Origin of the sequence: Streptomyces tibetensis (assembly GCF_007655005.1) — a bacterium.
Classification (GTDB): Bacteria; Actinomycetota; Actinomycetes; order Streptomycetales; family Streptomycetaceae; genus Streptomyces; species Streptomyces tibetensis.
In genome coordinates, this window is record NZ_SZVW01000016.1 from 176,968 (window position 1) to 197,541 (window position 20,574).

Annotated in this window: 16 protein-coding genes; 11 read left to right on the forward strand and 5 right to left on the reverse strand. The window is 70.8% G+C overall.

From position 1 onward, the window contains the following. Positions 1–54: 54 nt before the first annotated feature. The gene (locus FDO69_RS27125; RefSeq protein WP_234388125.1) at positions 55–1,866 is read right to left on the reverse strand and encodes a S8 family peptidase; all 1,812 of its coding nucleotides are present in this window, start codon (positions 1,864–1,866) and stop codon (positions 55–57) included. Between the two features lie 618 nt (positions 1,867–2,484). Here FDO69_RS27125 and FDO69_RS42745 point away from each other — a divergent pair. Together FDO69_RS42745 and FDO69_RS27135 are read left to right on the forward strand one after the other, a co-directional pair. Further along, the gene (locus FDO69_RS42745) at positions 2,485–2,607 is read left to right on the forward strand and encodes a hypothetical protein (RefSeq protein ID WP_267896256.1); all 123 of its coding nucleotides are present in this window, start codon (positions 2,485–2,487) and stop codon (positions 2,605–2,607) included. Between the two features lie 537 nt (positions 2,608–3,144). Next, the gene (locus FDO69_RS27135) at positions 3,145–4,125 is read left to right on the forward strand and encodes a phosphotransferase family protein (protein ID WP_104782592.1); all 981 of its coding nucleotides are present in this window, start codon (positions 3,145–3,147) and stop codon (positions 4,123–4,125) included. Between the two features lie 6 nt (positions 4,126–4,131). Here the strand turns inward: FDO69_RS27135 and FDO69_RS43255 are convergent, their stop codons facing one another. The 3 genes from FDO69_RS43255 to FDO69_RS27150 all read right to left on the reverse strand — a co-directional run bounded on the left by FDO69_RS43255 (position 4,132) and on the right by FDO69_RS27150 (position 6,712). Continuing rightward, positions 4,132–4,581: a non-oxidative hydroxyarylic acid decarboxylases subunit D gene (locus FDO69_RS43255; RefSeq protein WP_324827487.1), complete on the reverse strand. Its 450-nt coding sequence runs from the start codon at positions 4,579–4,581 to the stop codon at positions 4,132–4,134. A gap of 87 nt (positions 4,582–4,668) precedes the next feature. Then, on the reverse strand, positions 4,669–6,093 hold the full coding sequence (locus FDO69_RS27145; protein WP_104782595.1) for a non-oxidative hydroxyarylic acid decarboxylases subunit C: 1,425 nt from the start codon (positions 6,091–6,093) through the stop codon (positions 4,669–4,671). A gap of 37 nt (positions 6,094–6,130) precedes the next feature. Next, positions 6,131–6,712 carry a non-oxidative hydroxyarylic acid decarboxylases subunit B gene (locus tag FDO69_RS27150; RefSeq protein ID WP_104782598.1) on the reverse strand — a complete coding sequence of 194 codons (582 nt, stop codon included), beginning with the start codon at positions 6,710–6,712 and terminating at the stop codon, positions 6,131–6,133. A gap of 133 nt (positions 6,713–6,845) precedes the next feature. Between FDO69_RS27150 and FDO69_RS27155 the strand changes: the two genes are divergently transcribed. After that, the gene (locus FDO69_RS27155) at positions 6,846–7,679 is read left to right on the forward strand and encodes a helix-turn-helix domain-containing protein (protein WP_104782601.1); all 834 of its coding nucleotides are present in this window, start codon (positions 6,846–6,848) and stop codon (positions 7,677–7,679) included. Between the two features lie 224 nt (positions 7,680–7,903). On the opposite strand, the gene FDO69_RS27160 is transcribed toward FDO69_RS27155, so the two are convergent. Then, positions 7,904–10,672, reverse strand: coding sequence for an alpha/beta hydrolase (locus FDO69_RS27160; protein ID WP_104782603.1), 2,769 nt, complete (start codon positions 10,670–10,672; stop codon positions 7,904–7,906). Between the two features lie 704 nt (positions 10,673–11,376). Here FDO69_RS27160 and FDO69_RS27165 point away from each other — a divergent pair. From FDO69_RS27165 to FDO69_RS27200, 8 genes are all read left to right on the forward strand, one after another. Further along, positions 11,377–12,579 (forward strand): LLM class flavin-dependent oxidoreductase, encoded by a 1,203-nt coding sequence (locus tag FDO69_RS27165; RefSeq protein ID WP_104782606.1) that lies wholly within the window; start codon positions 11,377–11,379, stop codon positions 12,577–12,579. Positions 12,580–12,599: 20 nt separating this feature from the next. Continuing rightward, positions 12,600–13,973, forward strand: a complete 1,374-nt coding sequence (locus FDO69_RS27170; RefSeq protein WP_104782609.1) for an NtaA/DmoA family FMN-dependent monooxygenase — start codon at positions 12,600–12,602, stop codon at positions 13,971–13,973. Between the two features lie 409 nt (positions 13,974–14,382). After that, on the forward strand, positions 14,383–15,510 hold the full coding sequence (sfnG, locus tag FDO69_RS27175) for a dimethylsulfone monooxygenase SfnG (RefSeq protein WP_104782612.1): 1,128 nt from the start codon (positions 14,383–14,385) through the stop codon (positions 15,508–15,510). 31 nt (positions 15,511–15,541) lie between these two features. After that, positions 15,542–16,759: an acyl-CoA dehydrogenase family protein gene (locus FDO69_RS27180; RefSeq protein WP_104782615.1), complete on the forward strand. Its 1,218-nt coding sequence runs from the start codon at positions 15,542–15,544 to the stop codon at positions 16,757–16,759. An 11-nt stretch (positions 16,760–16,770) separates the two neighbouring features. Then, the gene (gene ssuE / locus FDO69_RS27185; RefSeq protein ID WP_104782617.1) at positions 16,771–17,328 is read left to right on the forward strand and encodes an NADPH-dependent FMN reductase; all 558 of its coding nucleotides are present in this window, start codon (positions 16,771–16,773) and stop codon (positions 17,326–17,328) included. Further along, the gene (locus FDO69_RS27190; RefSeq protein ID WP_104782620.1) at positions 17,325–18,521 is read left to right on the forward strand and encodes an SfnB family sulfur acquisition oxidoreductase; all 1,197 of its coding nucleotides are present in this window, start codon (positions 17,325–17,327) and stop codon (positions 18,519–18,521) included. Before ssuE ends, FDO69_RS27190 begins: the two co-directional genes overlap by 4 nt. Positions 18,522–18,678: 157 nt before the next feature. Beyond that, on the forward strand, positions 18,679–19,113 hold the full coding sequence (locus tag FDO69_RS27195) for a VOC family protein (RefSeq protein ID WP_104782623.1): 435 nt from the start codon (positions 18,679–18,681) through the stop codon (positions 19,111–19,113). Positions 19,114–19,508: 395 nt separating this feature from the next. Then, on the forward strand, positions 19,509–20,429 hold the full coding sequence (locus FDO69_RS27200; RefSeq protein ID WP_104782626.1) for a glutathione S-transferase C-terminal domain-containing protein: 921 nt from the start codon (positions 19,509–19,511) through the stop codon (positions 20,427–20,429). The last annotated feature ends 145 nt before the right edge of the window (positions 20,430–20,574 follow it).

Below are 20,574 nucleotides of genomic sequence, written 5' to 3' on the forward strand. Positions count from 1 at the left end.
CGGATGGGCAAGGGGTGCCGGGGAGGGCGTACGCGTGCCGGGGGTCCTCCCCCCCTAGAAGGTCAGATTCCAGGTGTCGATCCGGCCGGTGTCCTGTGTCGCGATGTCGCGGACCCGCAGCTTCCACGTACCGGACGCGGTCTCGGACGAGGCGTCGACGGTGTACGTCTTCACCACGTCGTCCGCGCTGTCGCCGTCGGCGAAGTCCTCCAGCGGGTAGACCGATCCGTCAGGGGCGACGAGCGACAGCACCAGGTCGCCGCGGTACGTGTGCTTGACGTCCACGCCGACCTTCAGCGCGGCCGGGGCGTTGCCCGGCACGCCTGTCACGGTGATCGGTGACTCCACCGTGGCGTTGTCGGCGACGGTGACGTCGGCGGTGTTCTCGAAGTACCGGCCGGGCGGCGGCGTGGTGCCACCGACGGCCTTCAGCGCGTCGACCTGGCCCTCCCCGAAGAAGGCGTTCTTCCCCGTGGTGCCGGTGCAGCGGCTGTCGGACGGGCACGCGGTGTCCGTGGCCTGCGTTCCCAGCCGCGCGCGGAGGTCGGCGGGGGTGGCGGCCGGGTCGGCACTCTTCAGCAGCGCGGCGACGCCCGCCACGTGCGGCGAGGCCATCGACGTACCGTTCTTGTTCCCGTACTTGCCGCCGGGGAGCGTCGAGTAGACACCGTAGGCTCCGTCGCCGCCCGGGGCCGCGACGTCGATGACGTCCCGGCCGAAGTTGGAGTAGGACGCCTTGATGTTTCCGTTGCCCATCGCCGCGACGGTCACGACGCCCGGCAGCTCCGTCGGGATGTCGACGCAGGCGTTGGTGATCGTGCGGTTGACGGGCGTCGAGTCGTTCGGGCTGGAGCTGTCCGAACGCTTGTCGGCCAGGTCGTAGTCGGAGTTGCCGGCCGCCGCGACCTGGAGCGAGCCCTTGGCCTCCGCGTACTCCTGGGCCCGGCGCACACCCTCGATGATGGCCGCCTGGTCCGGGTCGTCGGGGCAGTTGAACATCCACGGGTCCGTGTAATAGCTGTTGTTGGTGACGTCGAAGCCGTGGTCACCGGCCCACATGAAGCCGCAGATCGTGTTCTCGGCGAAGAACATGCTCGTGTTCGGCTCGGCGATGCGCACGGAGGCGATCTTCACACCCGGCGCGACACCTACCACGCCCTTGCCGTTCTTCGCGGCGGCGATGGTGCCCGCCACGTGAGTGCCGTGGGTGTCGACGTCACGCCAGGCGCCGGCTCGGGTGTCGGCCTTGCCGTAGGCGCAGGAGGCGGAGTCCGCCGCGTCGAAGTTGGGCGCGATGTCCTGGTGCCGGTCGTCCACTCCCGTGTCGAGGACGCCCACCGTGACGGACGGGGAACCGGTGCTGACGGCCCAGGCCTTGTCGGCGTTGATCCTGGTCATGTCCCAGCGCGCGGTCTCGGTGAGAGTGGTGGGCGACTGCGCTGGAGCGCCCGGCAGGGTGGGGGAGTAGGCGTCCGCGGGGACGTCCGAGGTGCGGGTCGCCCCCACCTTCTGCACGCCTGCGACGGAGCGCATCGCGGTGGCGAAGCCGGCCGAAGTGGAGTGTGCGACCACCACGCCGATCGCGTCGTAGTGCGCGAAGACCGAACCGCCGTTCGCCGTCACGGCGTTGCGTGCGGCCGAGGTGTCACCGGGAGCGGTGATGACGAGGTAGGAGCGAGTGCCGGCGGCCCACCCGGCGGCGGATTGGGCGGGCGTGGCGGCGCGGGCAGCGGCCGGACCCGGCGGGAGGCCGGTGTCCACGTCGGCCGCGCCGGCCGGGGTGGCGAGCGCGAGAGCCGCTCCGGCAGCGGCCAAGGACAGCAGCGACCGTCTGAGACGGTGCTGGGATATGCGGGGGGTTGTCACAGCATCCTCCGAGAGCCCGGGGCAATGGGTGGCGCCGACCGGGCCGTGGGCCGAATGGGTCGACGCAAGATTTCAGATGAGGGCATGACAAGGGAAGGGCTGCGGCGCATCGGTGGTCGTGAGCAGGCAAGTGGGTGGCTCCGCTCCGGATCAAGCCCGGACGCGGCCGGTCCGGCGGCCGGTCCGGCGACTGGTCCGGCGGCCGGTCCGGCGACTGGTCCGGCGACTGGTCCGGCGACCGGCGGCTCGGCCTGTCCCGCCGCGCTTCGGGGCCGCGCGTTTCACCTCGCCCGGCCGCGCAGTCGGAGGCGGCCGGCCGTGTCGGAGCGACAGCAGAATCGGCCTGCCGCCGCTCCTCCCAGGAGAGGGACACTGACGAGTCCCAAGGCCGAGGCGCCCGCGAAAGCGACCGCCACCGCCGTCGAGGAACGGACATGGGGATCGCTGAAGACCGTGAAGTCGAGAATCCAGAGAAACGGCCCGACGGCGCCACACGTTGCCACCAGCCAGGTGGCCCGAGCACGCCCCAGTAGCGTCCCCAGCAGGAAGGACGGAACAGGGCCGAAGACCAGCATGCTCAGGGCGAGGGCCACACCTGTCAGTTCCAGGAAGCCCACGGTGCTCGGCAGCCAGGGACTCACGGTGATCAGCGTCGCCCACACCAAGGATGTTGTGATGAGCCCGGCGGACCTCCCCACGGCCATCGCCCCCTTGTCCGGCATCCTCACACCCACCCCCTGAGCGGTTGAGCGCGATACTCTCACCATATTTGAACGCGTTCAAGGTTCGAGTGAGTCGCCTGACGGCCGGTGACCTGCCGCAATCGATGGGCCCGGGGGAGTGGCACGGATCACCACGTCTCCGAGCCGACTACGGAACAACCGCCGCTGGTTGCCCGTTGAACAAGGCGTGGGTGCGGATGGGACAGTGTCCCCGGGCCTCACCATTCGCCCACAGGGACGATCGTTCGGCTGAAGCCCTGTGGAGCCTTTCGCCGAGAGGCGACCGCCATCCGCACCCACCACCGGACCGCCCCGGCCGCGATTCCCCCGTCCGGCCGGGGCTTTGCCGTCAGGGGCCCCGTGCAGTGAGCCCAGCCGTCCCAAGTGCCGTCCAGCGCGGCGGGCTCACCGGTCACCAGGGGCCCAGTAGCGGTCACCGTACGACCAGTGGCACCACTCAGGGGCTCGGCACATCGTTCGGCATTGCGGGGCGGCTCGCGTAGGGTGCCCCAGTTGTCGAGTGGGAAGGCGGGGCGTGGGCATGGCACCGCGGGCAGTGACACGAGACCGATTGGCGGGGGCGGCGCGGGCCGCTCTGGGCGGCGGGCGGCGGCTTGAGACGGTCGAGCGGCTCACGGGCGGCAGCAAGAAGGGCGTCTACCGGCTGACGATGGACGACGCGACGACTGCCGTGGCCTATCTGTGGGAGGCATCGGAGAACTACTGGCCGACGGCAGAGGGCGACGACGACCTCACCAACCCGTTCTCGCCCGGTGGCGGCCTCGACCTGTACGAGACCGCACGCGCGCGGCTGGTCTCGCTGGGTCTGCGGGTTCCCGAGCTGCACCTCACCGACCGCGAAGGCACTCACTACCCGGCCGACCTCGCGATCCTGGAGGACTTCCCCGGCCAGAACCTGCTGGATCTGCTCGAGCGCGATCCGCACGCTGCGGAACCGACCATGGCGCGCCTCGCCGACGCCCTGGCGGTGATGGGAAGTCACCGCGGCCCGTCGTTCGGCAAGGTCGGCCTGATCGATGCGGGCGGCGTGTCGCGGGAGGCGTCGGGCGAGCAGGCCGCGCTCGGCTTCGGGCTGCACTGCCTGGCCGAGGCGGCTTCCCGTGACGGGAGGATCGCGGGCGCCCGAGACCGGCTGGAGCAGCGGCTCCTCGAGCTCGCCGCAGCGGTGCGGCCGCGTGCCGAGCACTCCGTCGTCCATGGCGAACTGGGCCTGGACCACGTCCTGGTGGACCGGTCAGGCAACCCTGTTCTGATCGACATCGAGGACCTGATGTACTTCGACGTCGAGTGGGAGCACGTGTTCCTGCGGCTCCGCCATCCCGACGGCCACTATCGGCGGTTGGCGGTGGAGGGACTCGACGAGGACAGGCTCGCGCTCTACACGCTGGTCCAGCGCCTGTCACTGACGGCGGGTCCCCTCCGGCTCCTCGAAGGAGACTTCCCCCACCGGGCATTCATGCGGGCAATCGCCGAGCACCACGGCAACGAGGCGCTGGCGCTGGTCTCGGTGGTGTAGACGCCGTCAGGACGCGGCGTTGCGGATCGTGCCCGTGGCCCGGCCGGTCGCCGGGCCGGGGAGCCTGGGCGGTACCGACGGGACCTCGGGGGCATCGTCGAGGTCGGCCTGGGTCAGCCGGAACTCGGCCGGGTACAGATCGCGCCGGGTGCGGCGGTCCGGCTCCGTCGTGCGCCACATGTAACGGCAACGGTCGCACTGCAGGACGTCCCACACCCCGGGTACGGGGGAGGTGGCGACGGTCGTGACGGTGCCGTACGCGCAGCGGGGGCAGATGCAGGTCATGGTCGAGGCTCCGTTCCTCACGGTCGGCAAGTCGGCGGGTGCCAGCAGGGGCTGCACACGGCCGATCCACTCCTTACGGTCGGCGGGTCGGCGGGTGCCCAGCAGGGACTGCACACGGCCGATCCACTCCTTACGGTCGGCGGGTCGGCGGGGGCCCAGCAGGGGCTGCACACGGCCGATCCACTCCTTACGGTCGGCGGGTCGGCGGGTGCCCAGCAGGGACTGAACACGGCCGATCCACTCCTTACGGTCGGCGGGTCAGCGGGTGCCCAGCAGGGACTGCAGACGGCCGATCCACTCCTTGGTCTCGGGCAGATCGCGCGCCGGTGTACTGAAGTTGCCCCGGACGTCGGGGGGCACCGGCGTCGTCGCGTCGATGATCATCTTGCTGGTGATGCCGGCCGGTGAGGCGGCCGGCGCGAGTTCGACGACGGACAGGTTCGGGATGATGACGACGTCCTCCTGCGGATTGACCTTCGCCGACATCGCCCACATCACCTGCGGCAGGTCGAACGGGTCGATGTCCTCGTCGACGACGATCACCTGCGCGACGTAGCCGAGGCCGTGCGGCGTCGTCATCGCCCGCATCCCGAGCGCCTTCGCGAAGCCGCCGTACCGCTTCTTCGTGGAGATGATCACCGCGAGCCCGTGCGTGTACATCGCGTTGACCGCCTGCACCTCGGGGAACTCCGCGCGCAGCTGCTTCAGCAGCGGCACGCAGGTGTTCGGCCCGACCAGGTAGTCCACCTCGGTCCACGGCATGCCCAGGTACAGCGACTCGAACACCGGGTCCGTGCGGTACGAGACCCGGTCGACCCGGATCACCGGCATGCGCCGGCCGCCCGAGTAGTGTCCCGTGAACTCGCCGAACGGCCCCTCGATCTCGCGCCTGCGGCCCTCGATGACCCCCTCGATCACGACCTCGCTGCCCCAGGGCACGTCGAGGCCGGTCAACGGCGCCGTGGCGAGGGGCGCGGGCGCGCCGCGCAGGGCACCTGCCATCTCGTACTCGGACTGGTCGTAACCCATCGGCATGCCGGCCACGATGGTCATCACCGGGTCGTTGCCCAGCGTGATCGCCACCGGCAGGTCCTCGCCGTGCTCCTCGGCGGCACGCAGGTGCAGCGCGATGTCGTGCATCGGTACCGGCTGGATGGCGAGCCGGTCGCGTCCGGTGACCTGGAGCCGGTACGTGCCGACGTTCTGCTTCCCGAAGTGCCGAGGGTCCCTCGGGTCCCGGGAGACCACCGCTGCCTTGTCCAGGTAGAAGCCGCCGTCACCGTCGTTCAGCCGGAACAGCGGCAGGATCCGGAACAGGTCGACGGCCGCGCCCTCGACGGTGTTCTCCCGCCACGGCGCGTCCTCGCGACGCTCCGGCGGTACGGGGAACATGTCCCAGCGGCGGGCGAACTCCTCGACCTGGTCCTTGACCGACGTCCCGGCCGGCAGCCCGAGCGCCAGGGCGTGGTTGCGCCACGAACCGTGGACGTTCATGGCGATGCGGGCGTCGGTGAAGCCCGTCACGTTGTCGAACCACAGTGCCGGGGCGCCGTCGCCGATCCGGCAGGCCGCGTTGGCCGCGGCGGCGAGGTCGGGCTCGGGCCGGACCTCGTCGGTGATCCGCAGCAACTGGCCCTCGCCGTCGAGGGCGGAGAGGAAGCCGCGAAGGTCGTCGTAGGCCATGTCGTGTGTCCTTCGTCGTGTCTGTTCGGGGAGGGCCCTACACCGCCGGGCGGGCGGCGCGCATGCCGTGCCAGCGCTTGGCATCCGGTGCGGGCAGGTCCAGCTGGTCGAGGATGCGCGCAGTGATGTGGTCGACGATGTCGTCGACCGAGGTGGGGTGGTTGTAGAAGGCGGGCATCGGCGGCACGATCCGGGCCCCCTTGCGCGCGAGGTCGAGCATGTTCTCCAGGTGGATCTCGCTCAGCGGTGTCTCACGCGGTACGAGCACCAGCGGACGCCGCTCCTTCAGCACCACGTCCGCCGCCCGGCCGACCAGCCCGTCCGCGTACCCGGCGCGTATTCCGGCCAGCGTCTTCATCGAACAGGGCACGATCACCATGCCATCGGTCCTGAACGACCCGGAGGCGATGGAGGCGCCCTGGTCGTCCGGTTTGTGGACGACGTCGGCCAGGGTGCCGACCTCACGGGCGGTGCGTCCGGTCTCCATCTCGATCGTCGTCCGCGCCCAGCGGCTGAGGACGAGGTGCGTCTCGACCTCCGGCAATGCGGCCAGCCGCTCCAGCAGGCGGACCCCGAACGGTGCTCCGGTGGCCCCGGTCATTCCCACGATCAGTCGCATGTCTCCGACGCTAGGAGCGGCCTTACGGGCCCTTCCGGTACGCTGAGGACTTCTCATGGGAAAAAACGGACAAGCTGAGCGAGCGGAGATCACGGACGTCTCATACCGCCCGTTGCTCAGCGCCCCTCTCGGTATGGACGTCCTGGACTTCGCCGAACTCCGCGACCGGGGACGACGGCGGGGAATCGACCTGACGGCGCCGCAACGACCCGCCTTCCACCATCTGATCCACGTCCACGGCGGCAGCGGACCGCTCCGGCACACCGTGGACTTTTCGGACCACACCCTTCACCCCGGCAGCTGGCTGCGGATCCGCCCGGGCCAGGTCCACCAGTACTCACCCGACGAACTCGCCCCCGCGCGCGGCACGATCGTCATCTGGCAGCCCGGCTTCACCGCCACCGACCCGGAGCCCGGCGCCGCACCCCCCGGCGACCCGTCGCCCCTGCTGCCCTGCCCTCCGCACGACGGCGCGCTGGAGCTCGCGCTGCGTCATCTCACCCACGAGTACGCCGACTTGGGTGCCATCCCGCTCGACGCGCACATCGAGGCCCTGCGCCATCTGCTGGGCGTCCTGCTGCTCCGCCTCACCCACGCCCGCACCGGCAGGCCTCTGGAGAGCGCCTCTGCCGAGGGGGCGTTCGGCCGCTACCACGCCGCCGTCGAGCGGGACTTCGGCCATACGCACCGGGTCGCCGACTATGCCTCGGCGCTCGGCTACAGCGTCCGCACCCTCACCCGCGCCACCCTCGCGGCCACCGGCTCCACGGCCAAGCAGTACCTGGACGCGCGCATCCTGCTCGAAGCCAAGCGCCTCCTCGTGCACACCGACGCCACGTCGGCGGACATCGCCGGCAGACTGGGCTTCAGGGACCCGGGCGACTTCGCCAAGTTCTTCCGCAAGCGCGACGGCCGAGCGCCGCAGGCGTTCCGCACGGCGGCGCGTGGTACGCGGCCGACCGACTGACTCAAGAGGTCCTTGTGATGCGCGGGGCCCGACAGACCGAACCCAGCGCTCAAGAGGCCCTTGTGAAGCGCGGGGCCCGACAGACCGACCCAGCGCTCAAGAGGCCCTTGTGTAGCGCGGGCCCGACGGGTCGCCCCCCGTGCTCAAAAGGCCCTTGTGAAGCGCGGGGCCCGACAGAGCGGACCCCGCGCGAGAGGGCACTAGCGATCCCTCGTGCGTCATGCCTACGGCTTGTCGAGCACCGTTCCCGTCAGCACCGGCCTGTCGGGAAGCGGCTCGGCGTGGCGGTCGGTCAGCGCGAGGCGCATCGACTCGGCCGGTTCCGCCACCTGGTCCTGGACGGTCGGCACGACGAAGTCCACGCCGGTGCTCCCCGCCGGAATGGTCACCCACACCCACAGGTGCGTGTCGGACAGCGGCCGCTCGGGGTCGGGCACGTCACCGGACGATTCCTCGAGCCACTTCGGGTCCACGTCCTTGGTGGACAGCCCGGCGCCCTCGGTGACCGGAAGCACCCGCACCGGCTCGTAGAGGTCCACCGCCGCGGGCGTGTCCACGGACAGCCGCCAGGTCAGGGTCTCTCCCTCGGTCACCCGGTCCGCGATCGGCGACAGGGTGATCACCGGCTCGGGGTCGTCGTTCCCGACGGTGAGCCCGCCCCTGTACTTGCCGACGACGGCGCCCCGGACGGCCTTGACGGCGATGTCGTGGTCCACGTCGTCGCCGTAGGCCGTGTCGCCCTTCACCTCGACCGGGATGTCGACCGCGCCGCTGCCGGGCCGTACCGTCACGAGGCGGTTCTCGGCCCGGTCGCTGTCCGGGTCGAGGACGTAGACGCGGACCTGTCCGCTGCCGTGCCCCGAGACCTGGACCGGGATCCGGTAGGTGCGGGTGCCCGAGTCGCCCTCCTTGACGATCGTGCGGCCCACGTCGACCCGCGCCAGTGCGGTCGCCTTCACCGCCGGAGTGCCGGGGGCCCAGCCCCAGGCGTCCATCAGCCAGGCCCGACCGGAGGGCGAACGGGGCGTCAGCGCGAGGGACTTGACGTGCTTGAGATCGAGCCCGGCCCGGGTCGCGGCCGACAGCGGGACGCGCAGCTCCTGAGCCCAGTAGGACGCGGTGGCGGCGGAGCCCGGCAGCCCCGCCACCGCGACCCGGCCGAGCGTGGCCGTTCGGTTCCGGGAGTCGGTGACGGACACGTCGAACTTCGTGCCTGTCGTGTTCGGCGGTACGAAGACCCGGAGCGCGAGCTTCTGCGCCCCGTGCAGGGAGAGCGGCTTGGCGGGAGTGATACGCACGGCTCTGCCCGGCGCGGACCACTTCAGGTCCACGGCGCTGCGGCCGGTTTCCTGCTGCGTCTCCCACGCCGCGAAGTGCGGGGACGATCCGAGGGTCTCAGGGGCCAGACAGGCCAAGGCCGGGTCGGGGTCGATCGCCGAACACAGCCGGGCGCCGGTCACCTTCGCCCCGCCGTCCGGCAGGAACCCACCGCTGCGACGGCCGCCGACCGCGTGGGTCAGCACCCGGGCCGGATCCGCGGACGGGGCCCGCTTGCCGGAACCGTCGAGCAGCGGACGCACCCGATCGTCCCCGGCGAGGAAGAGCCGGGCCGCGGCGGAGATGTACGTGGCGCCCGCCTTGTGCTGCTGGGCGGCGGTCAGCCGGGCCGCGGCACCCGGTGTGCACACCGGGTCCGGCTGATCCGGGTCGGTCCTGAAGTCGTCACTGGCCGGTGCGACGGCCTCGCCCGGGGTCCACTCGCTGTTGAAGTAGTTGTGGTTGGCGCCGACCATGTAGACGGCGCTGTGCAGTGCCGTGCCCCGGCTGATCCCGCGCGTGCCGTCGACGAAGGCCTCGCCCTGCAGGTCCGACACGTCGCCGTCGCAGCCCGGCAGCAGCGTCACGGACGGCACGTCGGCGACCGGGTTCTGGCCGAAGATCGTCGGTGCGATGAGCACGGCCCCCCGCACCTTCCAGCGCACCGGGCCCCGGTAGCCGTCCTCGGCGGGCGGCGGCGGATACAGGCTGTCGAGGGCGGCCCGGTTGACGCCCTCGCCGCCGCGCGAGTGGCCGACGAGCAGGACCCGGGACAGGTCTGCCTTCGGCGCCTTGCGTACGACGGCCGGGGCGGAGGAGCGACGGGCGGTCCAGTCGGCCCAGCGGGCGAGGTGCTGACGTACCAGCGAGGAACGCGCCTGCGCGCCGGCGTCCTCGGTCTCCAAGTCCTGAGCGTTGATGCCGTTCGCCGAGATCGACACCGTCACATAGCCCTGGGAAGCCAGCAGTCGCTGGTCACGCAGATAACCCCGGTAGCTCGGAATCGGCTTGTAGCCGTCCGCACAGGGCCAGTCGCCGGTCACGTCGTCCTCGGAGCCCGGCTTGTAGCAGGTGTCGTGGCGGCCGTGCAGGAACAGCGCCAGCGGCCGGCTGCCGGTGGCACCCTTCGGCGCCACCACCTCGGCGGTCATCTCCACCGGAGCGGCGTATCCGGGCAGGCGGACCGGGGCGAGGTCGTACTCGCCGGTGACCGTGCGGTACGAGCCGGGTTTGCCCGGATCAACGCCGTTCGCCGGTGCCGGTGCGGGTATTCGTCCCACGCGCGAGCCGGACCTGCGCGTGTCGTCGGCCGTCGCGTCCAGCCGGCGCCCCGCGGCCGTCACCTGCAGGCCCGTCAGCTGCACGGGCCGCGTCTCGCCGAGGGCGAGCCGGAAGGTCCGCCCGTCCCTCGCCTGCCTCGGTACCCCGAGCAGCCGGTCCTCGGCACGGAACTCGACCCGGGCATCTCCCATGGGCACGGACTTCGGTGCACGCCAGACCAGCTCACGCGCCCCGGCCTCGCCGTCGATCCGCCACCCGGGCGGAAGTGGGCTCTCGTGCGTCGTGTCGAACAGACCTGATGGTTGCGACTGTTCGGCCTGTGCCGGTCCGGGCGGGCCCGCCAGGGCTGCCAGCACCGCCACGGCGGTCACACATATTCGCCGGGCACGGATCAACGATCCTCTCCTCAAAACCCCGTGCGCAGACGTCCCGTCGGTCCCGGGCGCCTCTCGCGTCACCTAGGACGGGGAGTGGTGTCCGCGGGTTGTCTGTGCGGAGAGGCCGAGATGGGGAGCGATGCGCTCAGCCGGTGCGGCCGATCTTGTCCAACTCGGCGATGTCCCCCACGTATCGAGCCTGCGCCGCCGCTTGAGGGGCGGTGGACGGGCTCAGGACCACAAGGTCCGGCATCCGGGCGCTCCTTGACGAGAAGCACGACGTATTGCTCAACTGACCTCATGACCGCGCAGCAACGCTTGGTCTCGCGTGGCCACATCGACTTCGGTCGGGTGTGGTCCGCGGCGTGTTGCGCCTGACGCGGCAGTGGGCCGTCTGACCGGCCCTTCCCGCGCCCGGTGAGTCCCTCCCGGGCCGACTCTCCACCCTCCGTGCAGCCGCACCTTCCCCGCTCCCTGACATGCGGCGCGGGCTCGGACGGACCCGGCACGTCGTCCGCATCACCTGATCCGCCGTCCCGCCCGGTCACTTCGCCCTGCACGCGGGGCAGTCGACCTGCGCGTGTGCGGATGTCGTACCCGACCCCGTACGCGAACCCTGAAGCGCTGGGGCCTGCCCGACGAGGTCGTGCGGAAGGCGGAGACGAAGCCGACCGGGCTGCCCAGGACAGACAACCAGCCGAACCTCTGCAGGAAGGCCCCTCGTGTCCTCGACTGCTTCATCCTCGCTGCACCTCGCCGTCGCCCTGGACGGCACCGGCTGGCATCCCGCCTCCTGGCGGGAACCGCAGGCCCGGCCCCGAGATCAGTTCACCGCCGCCTACTGGGCCGATCTCGTCACAGAGGCGGAGCGCGGACTGCTCGACTTCGTCACCATCGAAGACGGCCTCGGTCCCCAGTCCTCCCACTTCCTGGACCCGGACGAGCGCACCGACCAGGTGCGAGGCCGACTCGACGCCGTCCTCATCGCCTCCCGCGTCGCCCCGCTGACCCGGCACATCGGCCTGGTGCCAACGGTCGTCGCCACCCACACCGAGCCCTTCCACATCTCCAAGGCGATCGCCACCCTCGACTACGTCAGCACCGGCCGCGCGGGCCTGCGGGTGCAGATCACCGCACGCCCGAACGAGGCCGCACACTTCGGCCGCCGCACCATCGCGCGCATCGACGCCTACGACAGCCCTGCCTCCCTGGAAACGGTGACCGACCTGTTCGACGAGGCCGCCGACCACGTCGAGGCCGTGCGCCGCCTCTGGGACAGCTGGGAGGACGACGCCGAGATCCGGGACGTCGCCACGGGCCGTTTCGTCGACCGCGGCAAACTGCACTACATCGACTTCCAGGGCAGGCACTTCAGCGTCAGAGGCCCCTCCATCACGCCGCGCCCGCCGCAGGGCCAGCCGATCGTCAGCGCCCTCGCCCACGACACCGTCCCCTACCGTCTCGTGGCCCGCGCCGCCGACGTCGGCTACGTCACCCCGCACGACGCGGAGGAGGCCCGCACCGTCGTCAGCCGGATCCGCGCCGAGCAGGACGCCGCAGGCCGGGCGTCCGAACCTCTGCACGTCTTCGGTGACCTCGTCGTCTTCCTCGACGACGACCCGGTCGCCGCAAGGGCACGCCGGGAACGGCTCGACACGCTCGACGGACGGCCGTACGCCAGCGACGCCCCGGTGTTCACCGGCACGCCCTCCCAACTCGCCGACCGGTTGCTGGAGTTGCACGGCGCCGGGTTGTCCGGCTTCCGGCTGAGGCCCGCCGTCGTGGGCCACGACCTCAGGGCCGTCACCCGCGGCCTGGTCCCCGAACTCCAGCGCCGGGGCGCCTTCCGCCGGGCCTACGAGGCCGGCACCCTGCGCGGTCTGCTGGGCCTGGCCCGCCCCGCCAACCGCTACGCCGCCGTCTGAGCCGGAGGGACACCACCTCGATGACCAAGCCCCTGAAGCAGATCCACCTGGCAGCCCACTTCCCCGGCGTCAACAACACCACCGTCTGGAGCGACCCGCGGGCCGGCAGCCACATCGAGTTCAGCTCCTTCGCGCGCTTCGCACAGACCGCCGAACGCGCCAGGTTCGACTTCCTCTTCCTCGCCGAAGGACTTCGGCTTCGTGAGCAGGGCGGCGAGATATACGACCTGGACGTCGTCGGCCGCCCCGACACCTTCACCGTCCTCGCCGCGCTCGCCGCCGTCACCGAGCGCCTGGGCCTCGCCGGCACCATCAACTCCACCTTCAACGAGCCCTACGAGGTCGCCCGCCAGTTCGCGAGCCTCGACCACCTCTCCGGCGGCCGCGCCGCCTGGAACGTCGTCACCTCCTGGGACGCCTTCACCGGCGAGAACTTCCGCCGCGGCGGATTCCTGCCGCAGGAACAGCGCTACTCTCGCGCCAAGGAGTTCCTCGCCACGGCACATGAACTCTTCGACTCCTGGCACGGCGACGAGATCCTCGCCGACCGCGAGACCGGCAGGTTCCTGTCGGACGCCAAGGCCGGCGCCTTCGCCCACACCGGCCCGCACTTCGACATCCAAGGGCAGTTCAACGTCCCCCGCTCCCCGCAGGGCCGCCCCGTCATCTTCCAGGCCGGCGACTCCGACGAGGGCCGCGAGTTCGCCGCCGCCGAAGCGGACGCCATCTTCAGCCGGCACGGCACCCTCGAAGCCGGCCAGGCCTTCTACGCCGACGTCAAGTCCCGCGTGGCCGCCCACGGCCGCACCCCCGATCAGCTTCTCATCCTGCCCGCCGCTACCTTCGCCCTCGCCGACACGGACGCGGAGGCCGAGGAACTGGCCCGCGAGGTGCGCCGGCAGCAGGTCAGCGGAGCCACGGCCCTCAAGCACCTGGAGTTCGTGTGGAACCGGGACCTGTCGGCGTACGACCCGGACGGCCCCCTTCCCGACATCGACCCGGAGGTCGGCGACGACCACATCGCCAAGGGGCGCGCCCAGGTCCGCATGTACCGGGACCCGCTGGCCACCGCGCGCGAATGGCGCGAACTGGCGGAGGCCAACGGCTGGTCCATCCGTGAGCTGGTCATTAACACCGGGAACCGGCAGAACTTCATCGGTTCTCCGGCCACCGTCGCCCGCACCGTCAACGACTACGTGCAGGCCGACGCGAGCGACGGCTTCATCCTCGTGCCCCACCTCACCCCGACCGGACTCGACGAGTTCGCCGACAAGGTGGTCCCGCTGCTGCAGGAACAGGGCGTCTTCCGCACGGAATACGAGGGCACGACCCTGCGCGACCACCTCGGCCTGGCTCACCCGGACGGCATCGGTGACCAGCGGGTCGCGTCGTGAGGTTCATCGCCATCCGCCTGATCGCGCACTGGCCGGATCCCGTCGGTTCAGGAGAATCCTTGTCACGGCCCCGTGAATTCCATGGCTCGACATGTGAAATCGGGCTCGGAATTGTTGACCGTCCGGATGTTCCGCTGCTTTGATCGAAGACATGAAGCAACAGGGCCTCACGCGACGACGCCACGTCGATCTCGCGCGTGTCTGCAGCTCCCGCTGTTGCTGTCAGGGCTGAGCGCGGCGAGCTGAAAAGCTCCCACCCACGCTGCCCTTCTTCCCCCTCCGTGAATTTTGATCCCTGCCGTTTCGTTGCGTGACGACGGCTTTCCCTGGGATGTTGCGCACGCGCACCTGAATTCCGGACGTTCCTTCGTCACGCTTTCGCTCGACATTCGCCGGCCAGGAGTTTCCCATGCCCGAATTCCCCGCAACCGACCCCGCCCGCTTCGCCTACTGGGTGCCGAACGTCAGTGGCGGCCTGGTCACCAGTACCATCGAGCAGCGCACCGACTGGGGCTACGAGTACAACCGCGAACTGGCCGTGCTCGCCGAGAACAACGGCTTCGACTATGCCCTCAGCCAGGTCCGCTACATGGCCGGCTACGGCGCCGAGTACCAGCACGAGTCGACCAGCTTCAGCCTCGCCCTGCTCCTGGCCACCCAGCGGCTCAAGGTCATCGCCGCCGTCCACCCGGGCCTGTGGCACCCGGGCGTCCTCGCCAAACTCGGCGCCACCGCCGACCACCTGTCGGGCGGCCGCTTCGCCGTCAACGTCGTCAGCGGCTGGTTCAAGGGCGAGTTCACGGCCCTCGGGGAGCCCTGGCTCGAGCACGACGAACGCTACCGCCGGGCCGAGGAGTTCATCACCGCCCTGCGCAGCATCTGGACCGAGGACCACGCCGAACTCGCCGGTGACTTCTACCGGTTGCGGGACTTCTCGCTCAAGCCCAAGCCCCTGAACACCCCCGAACGTCCCCACCCGGAGATCTTCCAGGGCGGCAACTCCACCGCCGCCCGGGCCATGGCGGGCCGCGTCTCCGACTGGTACTTCAGCAACGGCAAGGACTTCGACGGCGTCACCGAGCAGATCACCGACGTCCGCGCATCCGCTGCCCAAGCGGGCCGCACCCCACCGAAGTTCGGACTCAACGGCTTCCTCATCGCCCGCGACACCGAGGCCGAGGCCCGCGAGACCCTCCGCGAGATCGTCGCCAAGGCGGACACGCCGGCCGTGCACGGCTTCCGGGACGCCGTCCGGCAGGCCGGGCAGTCCACGGCCGACGGAAAGGGCATGTGGCAGGACTCGAGCTTCGCGGACCTCGTCCAGTACAACGACGGCTTCCGTACGGGTCTGATCGGCACTCCCGAGCAGATCGCCGAGCGGATCGTCGCCTACAAGCGGCTCGGCGTCGACCTCTTCCTCCTCGGTTTCCTGCACTACCTGGAGGAGGTCGAGTACTTCGGCAAGCGGGTGCTGCCCCTGGTGCGCGAACTCGAGGCCGAACAGCCCGAGCCGGAGCCCGCCACCGCCCACGCCTGAACAGCCCGTCCACGACGAAAGGGAACAGCTCATGAGCACCGCCGTACGCACCGACTGGAAGACCGCGCCCCTCCCGCGGAACGCCGAGGGCTGGATCGCCCGCGCCACGGAGGTCGCCGCCGTCCTCGCCACCGACGCGGCAGCCCGGGACGAGGCCGCAGCCACCCCCCATGCCGAGGTCCGGCTGCTGAAGGACTCCGGCCTGGTCACCCTCCTCGGGCCCGTCGAGCACGGCGGAGGAGGCCAGGACTGGCCCACTGCCTACCGCGTCGTCCGCGAGGTCGCCAAGGCGGACGGCTCCATCGGCCAGCTGCTCGGCTACCACTACCTGTGGAACTGGGCCGCCCGGCTGGTCGGCACCCGGGAGCAGTGGGAGCAGGTGGAGGCCGATGCCGCCCGCAACCGCTGGTTCTTCGGCGGCGCCGTCAACCCGCGCGACACCGACGTGGTCGTGCGCGACGAGGGAGACACGCTCACCTTCACCGGACGCAAGTCCTTCTCCACCGGCAGCAAGGTCTCCGACGTGACCGTGCTCGAAGGCGTCCTGGAGGGCACCGACGACCATGTATTCGCCATCGTGCCCTCCGACAGCGAGGGCCTGACCTTCCACGACGACTGGGACAACATCGGCCAGCGTCTCACCGAGAGCGGCGGCGTCACCCTCGACGCCGTACGCGTCCCCTGGTCGGCCGCGGCCGGTTATGTGGACAAGCGGTTCCGGCCCCGCGTGTACAACACGCTCAACGTGCCCACCATCCAGCTCGTCTTCGTCAGCTTCTACCTGGGCATCGCCGCCGGCGCCCTGGAGACCGCCGCCACCTACACCCGAGCCAAGTCCCGCCCCTGGCTGCACGGCGGCCACGAACGAGCCGTCGACGAGCCGTACGTCATCGACACCTACGGCGACCTCACCGCCAAACTGTGGGCCGCCGAGGCCTTGGCCGACGCCGTGGCCGCCGAGGGACAGAAACTGCACGACGACCCGGACGCGGTCACCGAGCAGGCCCGCGGCGAGTTCGAGGTGCGAGTGGCCGCGGTCAAGGCCCGCGCCACCGATGTGGCCCTGGAGATCACCAACCGCATCTTCGAAGTGACCGGCGCCCGCGCCACCGCCGCCACCGAAGGCCTCGACCGCTTCTGGCGCAACGTCCGCACGCACACCCTGCACGACCCGGTCGCCTACAAGCGCCGCGAGGTCGGCCACCACGTCCTCACCGGCGACCTGCCGCAGCCCACCTGGTACTCCTGAAAGGTCCTGCCATGGCCACGATCCTGTCCGTCTCCGGCAGCCCCTCCGCCACCTCCCGCACCGCGCGCCTGCTGCGCCACCTGGACCAGCGGCTCATCGCGCAGGGGCACGAGGTGATCCCCTTCGATGTCCGCGACCTGCCCGCCGAGGCCCTGCTCGGCGCGGACTTCCGGCACCCGGCGATCGTGCGGGCCACGGCGCTGGTCGAGCAGGCGGACGGGGTCGTGGTCGGCACCCCCGTCTACAAGGCCGCCTACTCCGGGCTGCTGAAGGCGCTGCTCGACCTGCTCCCGCAGTACGCACTGACCGGCAAGACGGTGCTGCCACTGGCCACCGGAGGCTCCACCGCCCACGTCCTGGCCATCGACTACGCGCTGCGCCCCGTACTCAGCTCCATGGGCGCGCAGCACATCGTCCCGGGCTGGTTCACCCTCGACAGGGACATCACGGTGGGCGACGGCGGCACCGTGACCGTCGCACCCGGCTCGGCGGATGCCCTGACGCAGGTCACGGACCGGTTCTCCGCCGCCCTGGGCGGCCGCACGGCCCTGCTGGCGGCCACCGGATGAGTGCCGCACATGTGATCGTCGACGACGCCGAGGCCCTCGCCGTCGCCTCCGCACTCGCCGCGGAGTTCCGCAAGGGCGCCGCCGAACGGGACACCCGTCGCCGTCTTCCGCATGCGGAGATCGAGCGGCTCTCGGCATCCGGGCTGCTCGCGGTGTCGGTCCCGGCCGAGTTCGGCGGTGCCGACGTCGGCGCGGGCACGCTGGCCGAGATCTTCCGCCTGCTGGCCGGTGCCGACGCCAGCCTCGCCCAGATCCCGCAGAGCCATTTCGTGTACGTCAACGTGCTGCGTCGGCAAGGGACGTACGAACAGCGTGCGTTCCTGTTCGGCGAGGTACTGGCCGGCAAGAGGTTCGGCAACGCCCAGTCCGAGGCAGGGACGGCGCACGTGCAGGACATCCGCACCCGGCTCGCGCCCCGTCCCGACGGTTCCCACGTCCTCGACGGCGTCAAGCACTACTCCACCGGCGCCCTGTTCGCCCACTGGATCCCCGTCCTCGCCCGCGCCGAGGACGACACCCTGCACGTGGCGTACGTACCGCGGGACGCCCCGGGGCTCACCGTGCTCGACGACTGGAACGGCATGGGCCAGCGCACCACCGCCAGCGGAACCGTGCGACTGGAGTCGGTGCCGGTCCCGGCGGACCGTGTCGTACCGCACCATCTCACCTTCCGCGGCCCACAACTCCACGGCTCGGTCGCCCAGTTGCTGCACGCGGCCATCGACGTCGGGATCGCCTCCGGTGCGCTGGCGGAGGCGGTGGAGTTCGTCCGCGCCAAGAGCCGCCCCTGGTTCGAGAGCGTCGACGAAGGGCACGCCACCGCGGCGGAGGATCCGCTGGTGATCCAGCGGTTCGGTGAACTGGCCGTCCGGGAGCGGGCAGCCGAGGCGTTGCTGCGTGAGGCCGCCCGTCAGGTCGACGCGGCCCGCGCCGACCTGACCGACGACTCGGCCGCCGCCGCATCGGTAGCGATCGCCACCGCCAAGGTGACGGCGGCCGAGGCCGCGGTGGAGATCGGCAGCGCTCTCTTCGAGGTCGCCGGGACCCGCTCGGCGCTCGCCTCCCTGGGCCTGGACCGCCACTGGCGCGACGCCCGCACCCACACCCTGCACGACCCGGCCCGCTGGAAGATCCAGCACATCGGCCGCTACGTGCTGAACGGCACCAGACCGCCCCGGCACGGTCTCCTCTGAGGCTCCGGCCATGGATCACGTCCTGGCCTCACGCAGGGGCACGGCCACACGGGGCTGACGCGGGTGCTTAGCGCACCACAGCGTCGGGCGGCGGCATACCCAACGTTCCCGCGCACGACTGGAGATGAGCAACCGCTGCCCTTGCTATGGTGCGCCGATGTCATCGATCAAGCAGTTCCAGGTCACCTTCGACTGCGCAGAGCCCGCGCGCCTCGCCGGCTTCTGGTGCGAGGTGCTGGGGTACGTCGTACCGCCGGTCCCGGAGGGGTTCGCCACGTGGGAGGACTACCACCGGTCGCTGCCGCCTGAGGACCAGGTCGTCTACTTCGCGTGCAGCGATCCCTCGGGCGTGGGCCCGCGCCTGCTCTTCCAGCGCGTTCCCGAAGGGAAGGTCGTCAAGAACCGCGTACACCTCGACGTCCGAGCCGGCACGGGACTCGTCGGTGAAGAACGCCTCGCCACGCTGGAGGCCGAGTGCGCACGACTGGTCGCGCTCGGCGCGGTGCACGTACAGACGATGGTTGCCGATGAGGAAAACGAATCATGCATCCTGATGCAGGACATCGAGGGCAACGAGTTCTGCCTCGACTGAGCATCCAGCGCGACGGCGAGACCGGGGAAGCGCTCTGTGTCTCGGACTCCGGACGGAACATCGGCAGCACCACTTGACGTGGCGGGGGCGGCCCCTGACACTCCAAAGGAGAGTTCCCTAGTGCATGGGTAGGAAATGATGGAGCGTCTGGAGCCGACCGCCGACCGCGCCCCGCGCGTCGGCCGGTCTTCGCTGCTCCTCACCTCCCGTCGGCACATCGATCTCCTGCGTGTCTGCAGCGCCGCGAGCCTTCTGCGCTGAAACCGGGGTGTCCAAAGGCACCGCACTCCGCCGCTCGCGGGTGTGCGCCCATCCCCCCGCGTGCCCATTCCGTGCGTGCGCTGCCCGCCGCACCTCCGAGAGCCAGCAGCCGGATTCCGGACCCAGGGAGACACATGCCGTCCACGCCCCTGACCACCGTGCCGTCCCTCCCCTCCTCGCGGTCGTTCCCCAGCAGGATCGGCTGCGACGCGAACAGCGGCTATCACGCCGTGCCGCGCCGCTACCGCCTTCACCTTTCGCTGTCCTGCCCGGCCTGTCTGCAGATCGCCGTCACCCACAGCCTGCTCGGTCTGGAGGACTCCCTCCCGGTCGTCCTGCTGCCGGCGATCCCCGACCGGCCCGACGGCGGACACTCCGCGCTGCACGCCCTGTACGAGGCCAGCTCGCATCGGCACCCCGGACCGGCTGTGGCACCGGTGCTGAGCGACAGCTGGACGGGACGGATCGTCACCACGCACTCCTCGCACATCCTCCGGGATCTGGCCCGTCACTTCGGCGGTGACGCCCAGGACCGGCCCCTCCTCTACCCGCAGGGTGCGGAGAAGGAGATCCAGGCCGTCGAGCGCCTCTGCGAGAACCGCATCGACCACGCCGCACAGGTCGCCGGGCAGGCCGACATCGACGAAGCGGCTCGCCACTCCGCTCTCGGCTCCCTGCTCCGCGTCCTGGGCTCACTGGAGTGGCGGCTCGCCCACCAGAACTTCGTCCTCGGAGACGAGATGACCGCCGCCGACGTACGGCTGTGGGTCGCCCTGGTCCAGCTCGACACCGTGCACCGCCTGCACCTGGACGTCGCAGCGGTCCACCGCATCGCCGACCATCCCCACCTGTGGCGCTACGCCCGCCGCCTCGCAGCTCACCCCGCCTTCGGCCGTCATCTCGATCTGAACGGCATCGCTCACAGGCACCACGCCCGTTGCCAGGGACTGGAGGCCGCAGGTGCAGCCGTACAGATCCTGGACTGGGCGGTTCACATCGCGGACAGCACCGCAGTAGAACCTGTCCGCGCCGGCACGGGCGGTCGTACGGCCTGACCACGCCCGACGTGACTCCGCGTGCCGGTGATCACGTGGCCGGCTCGTGAGCCTCGTCACGAAGACGTGTCGACGGGATGCAGAGGAGCAAGAGAAAGGTTGGCATATACATCTGATCGAGATTCCGCGCCGGGCGGGCGACCAC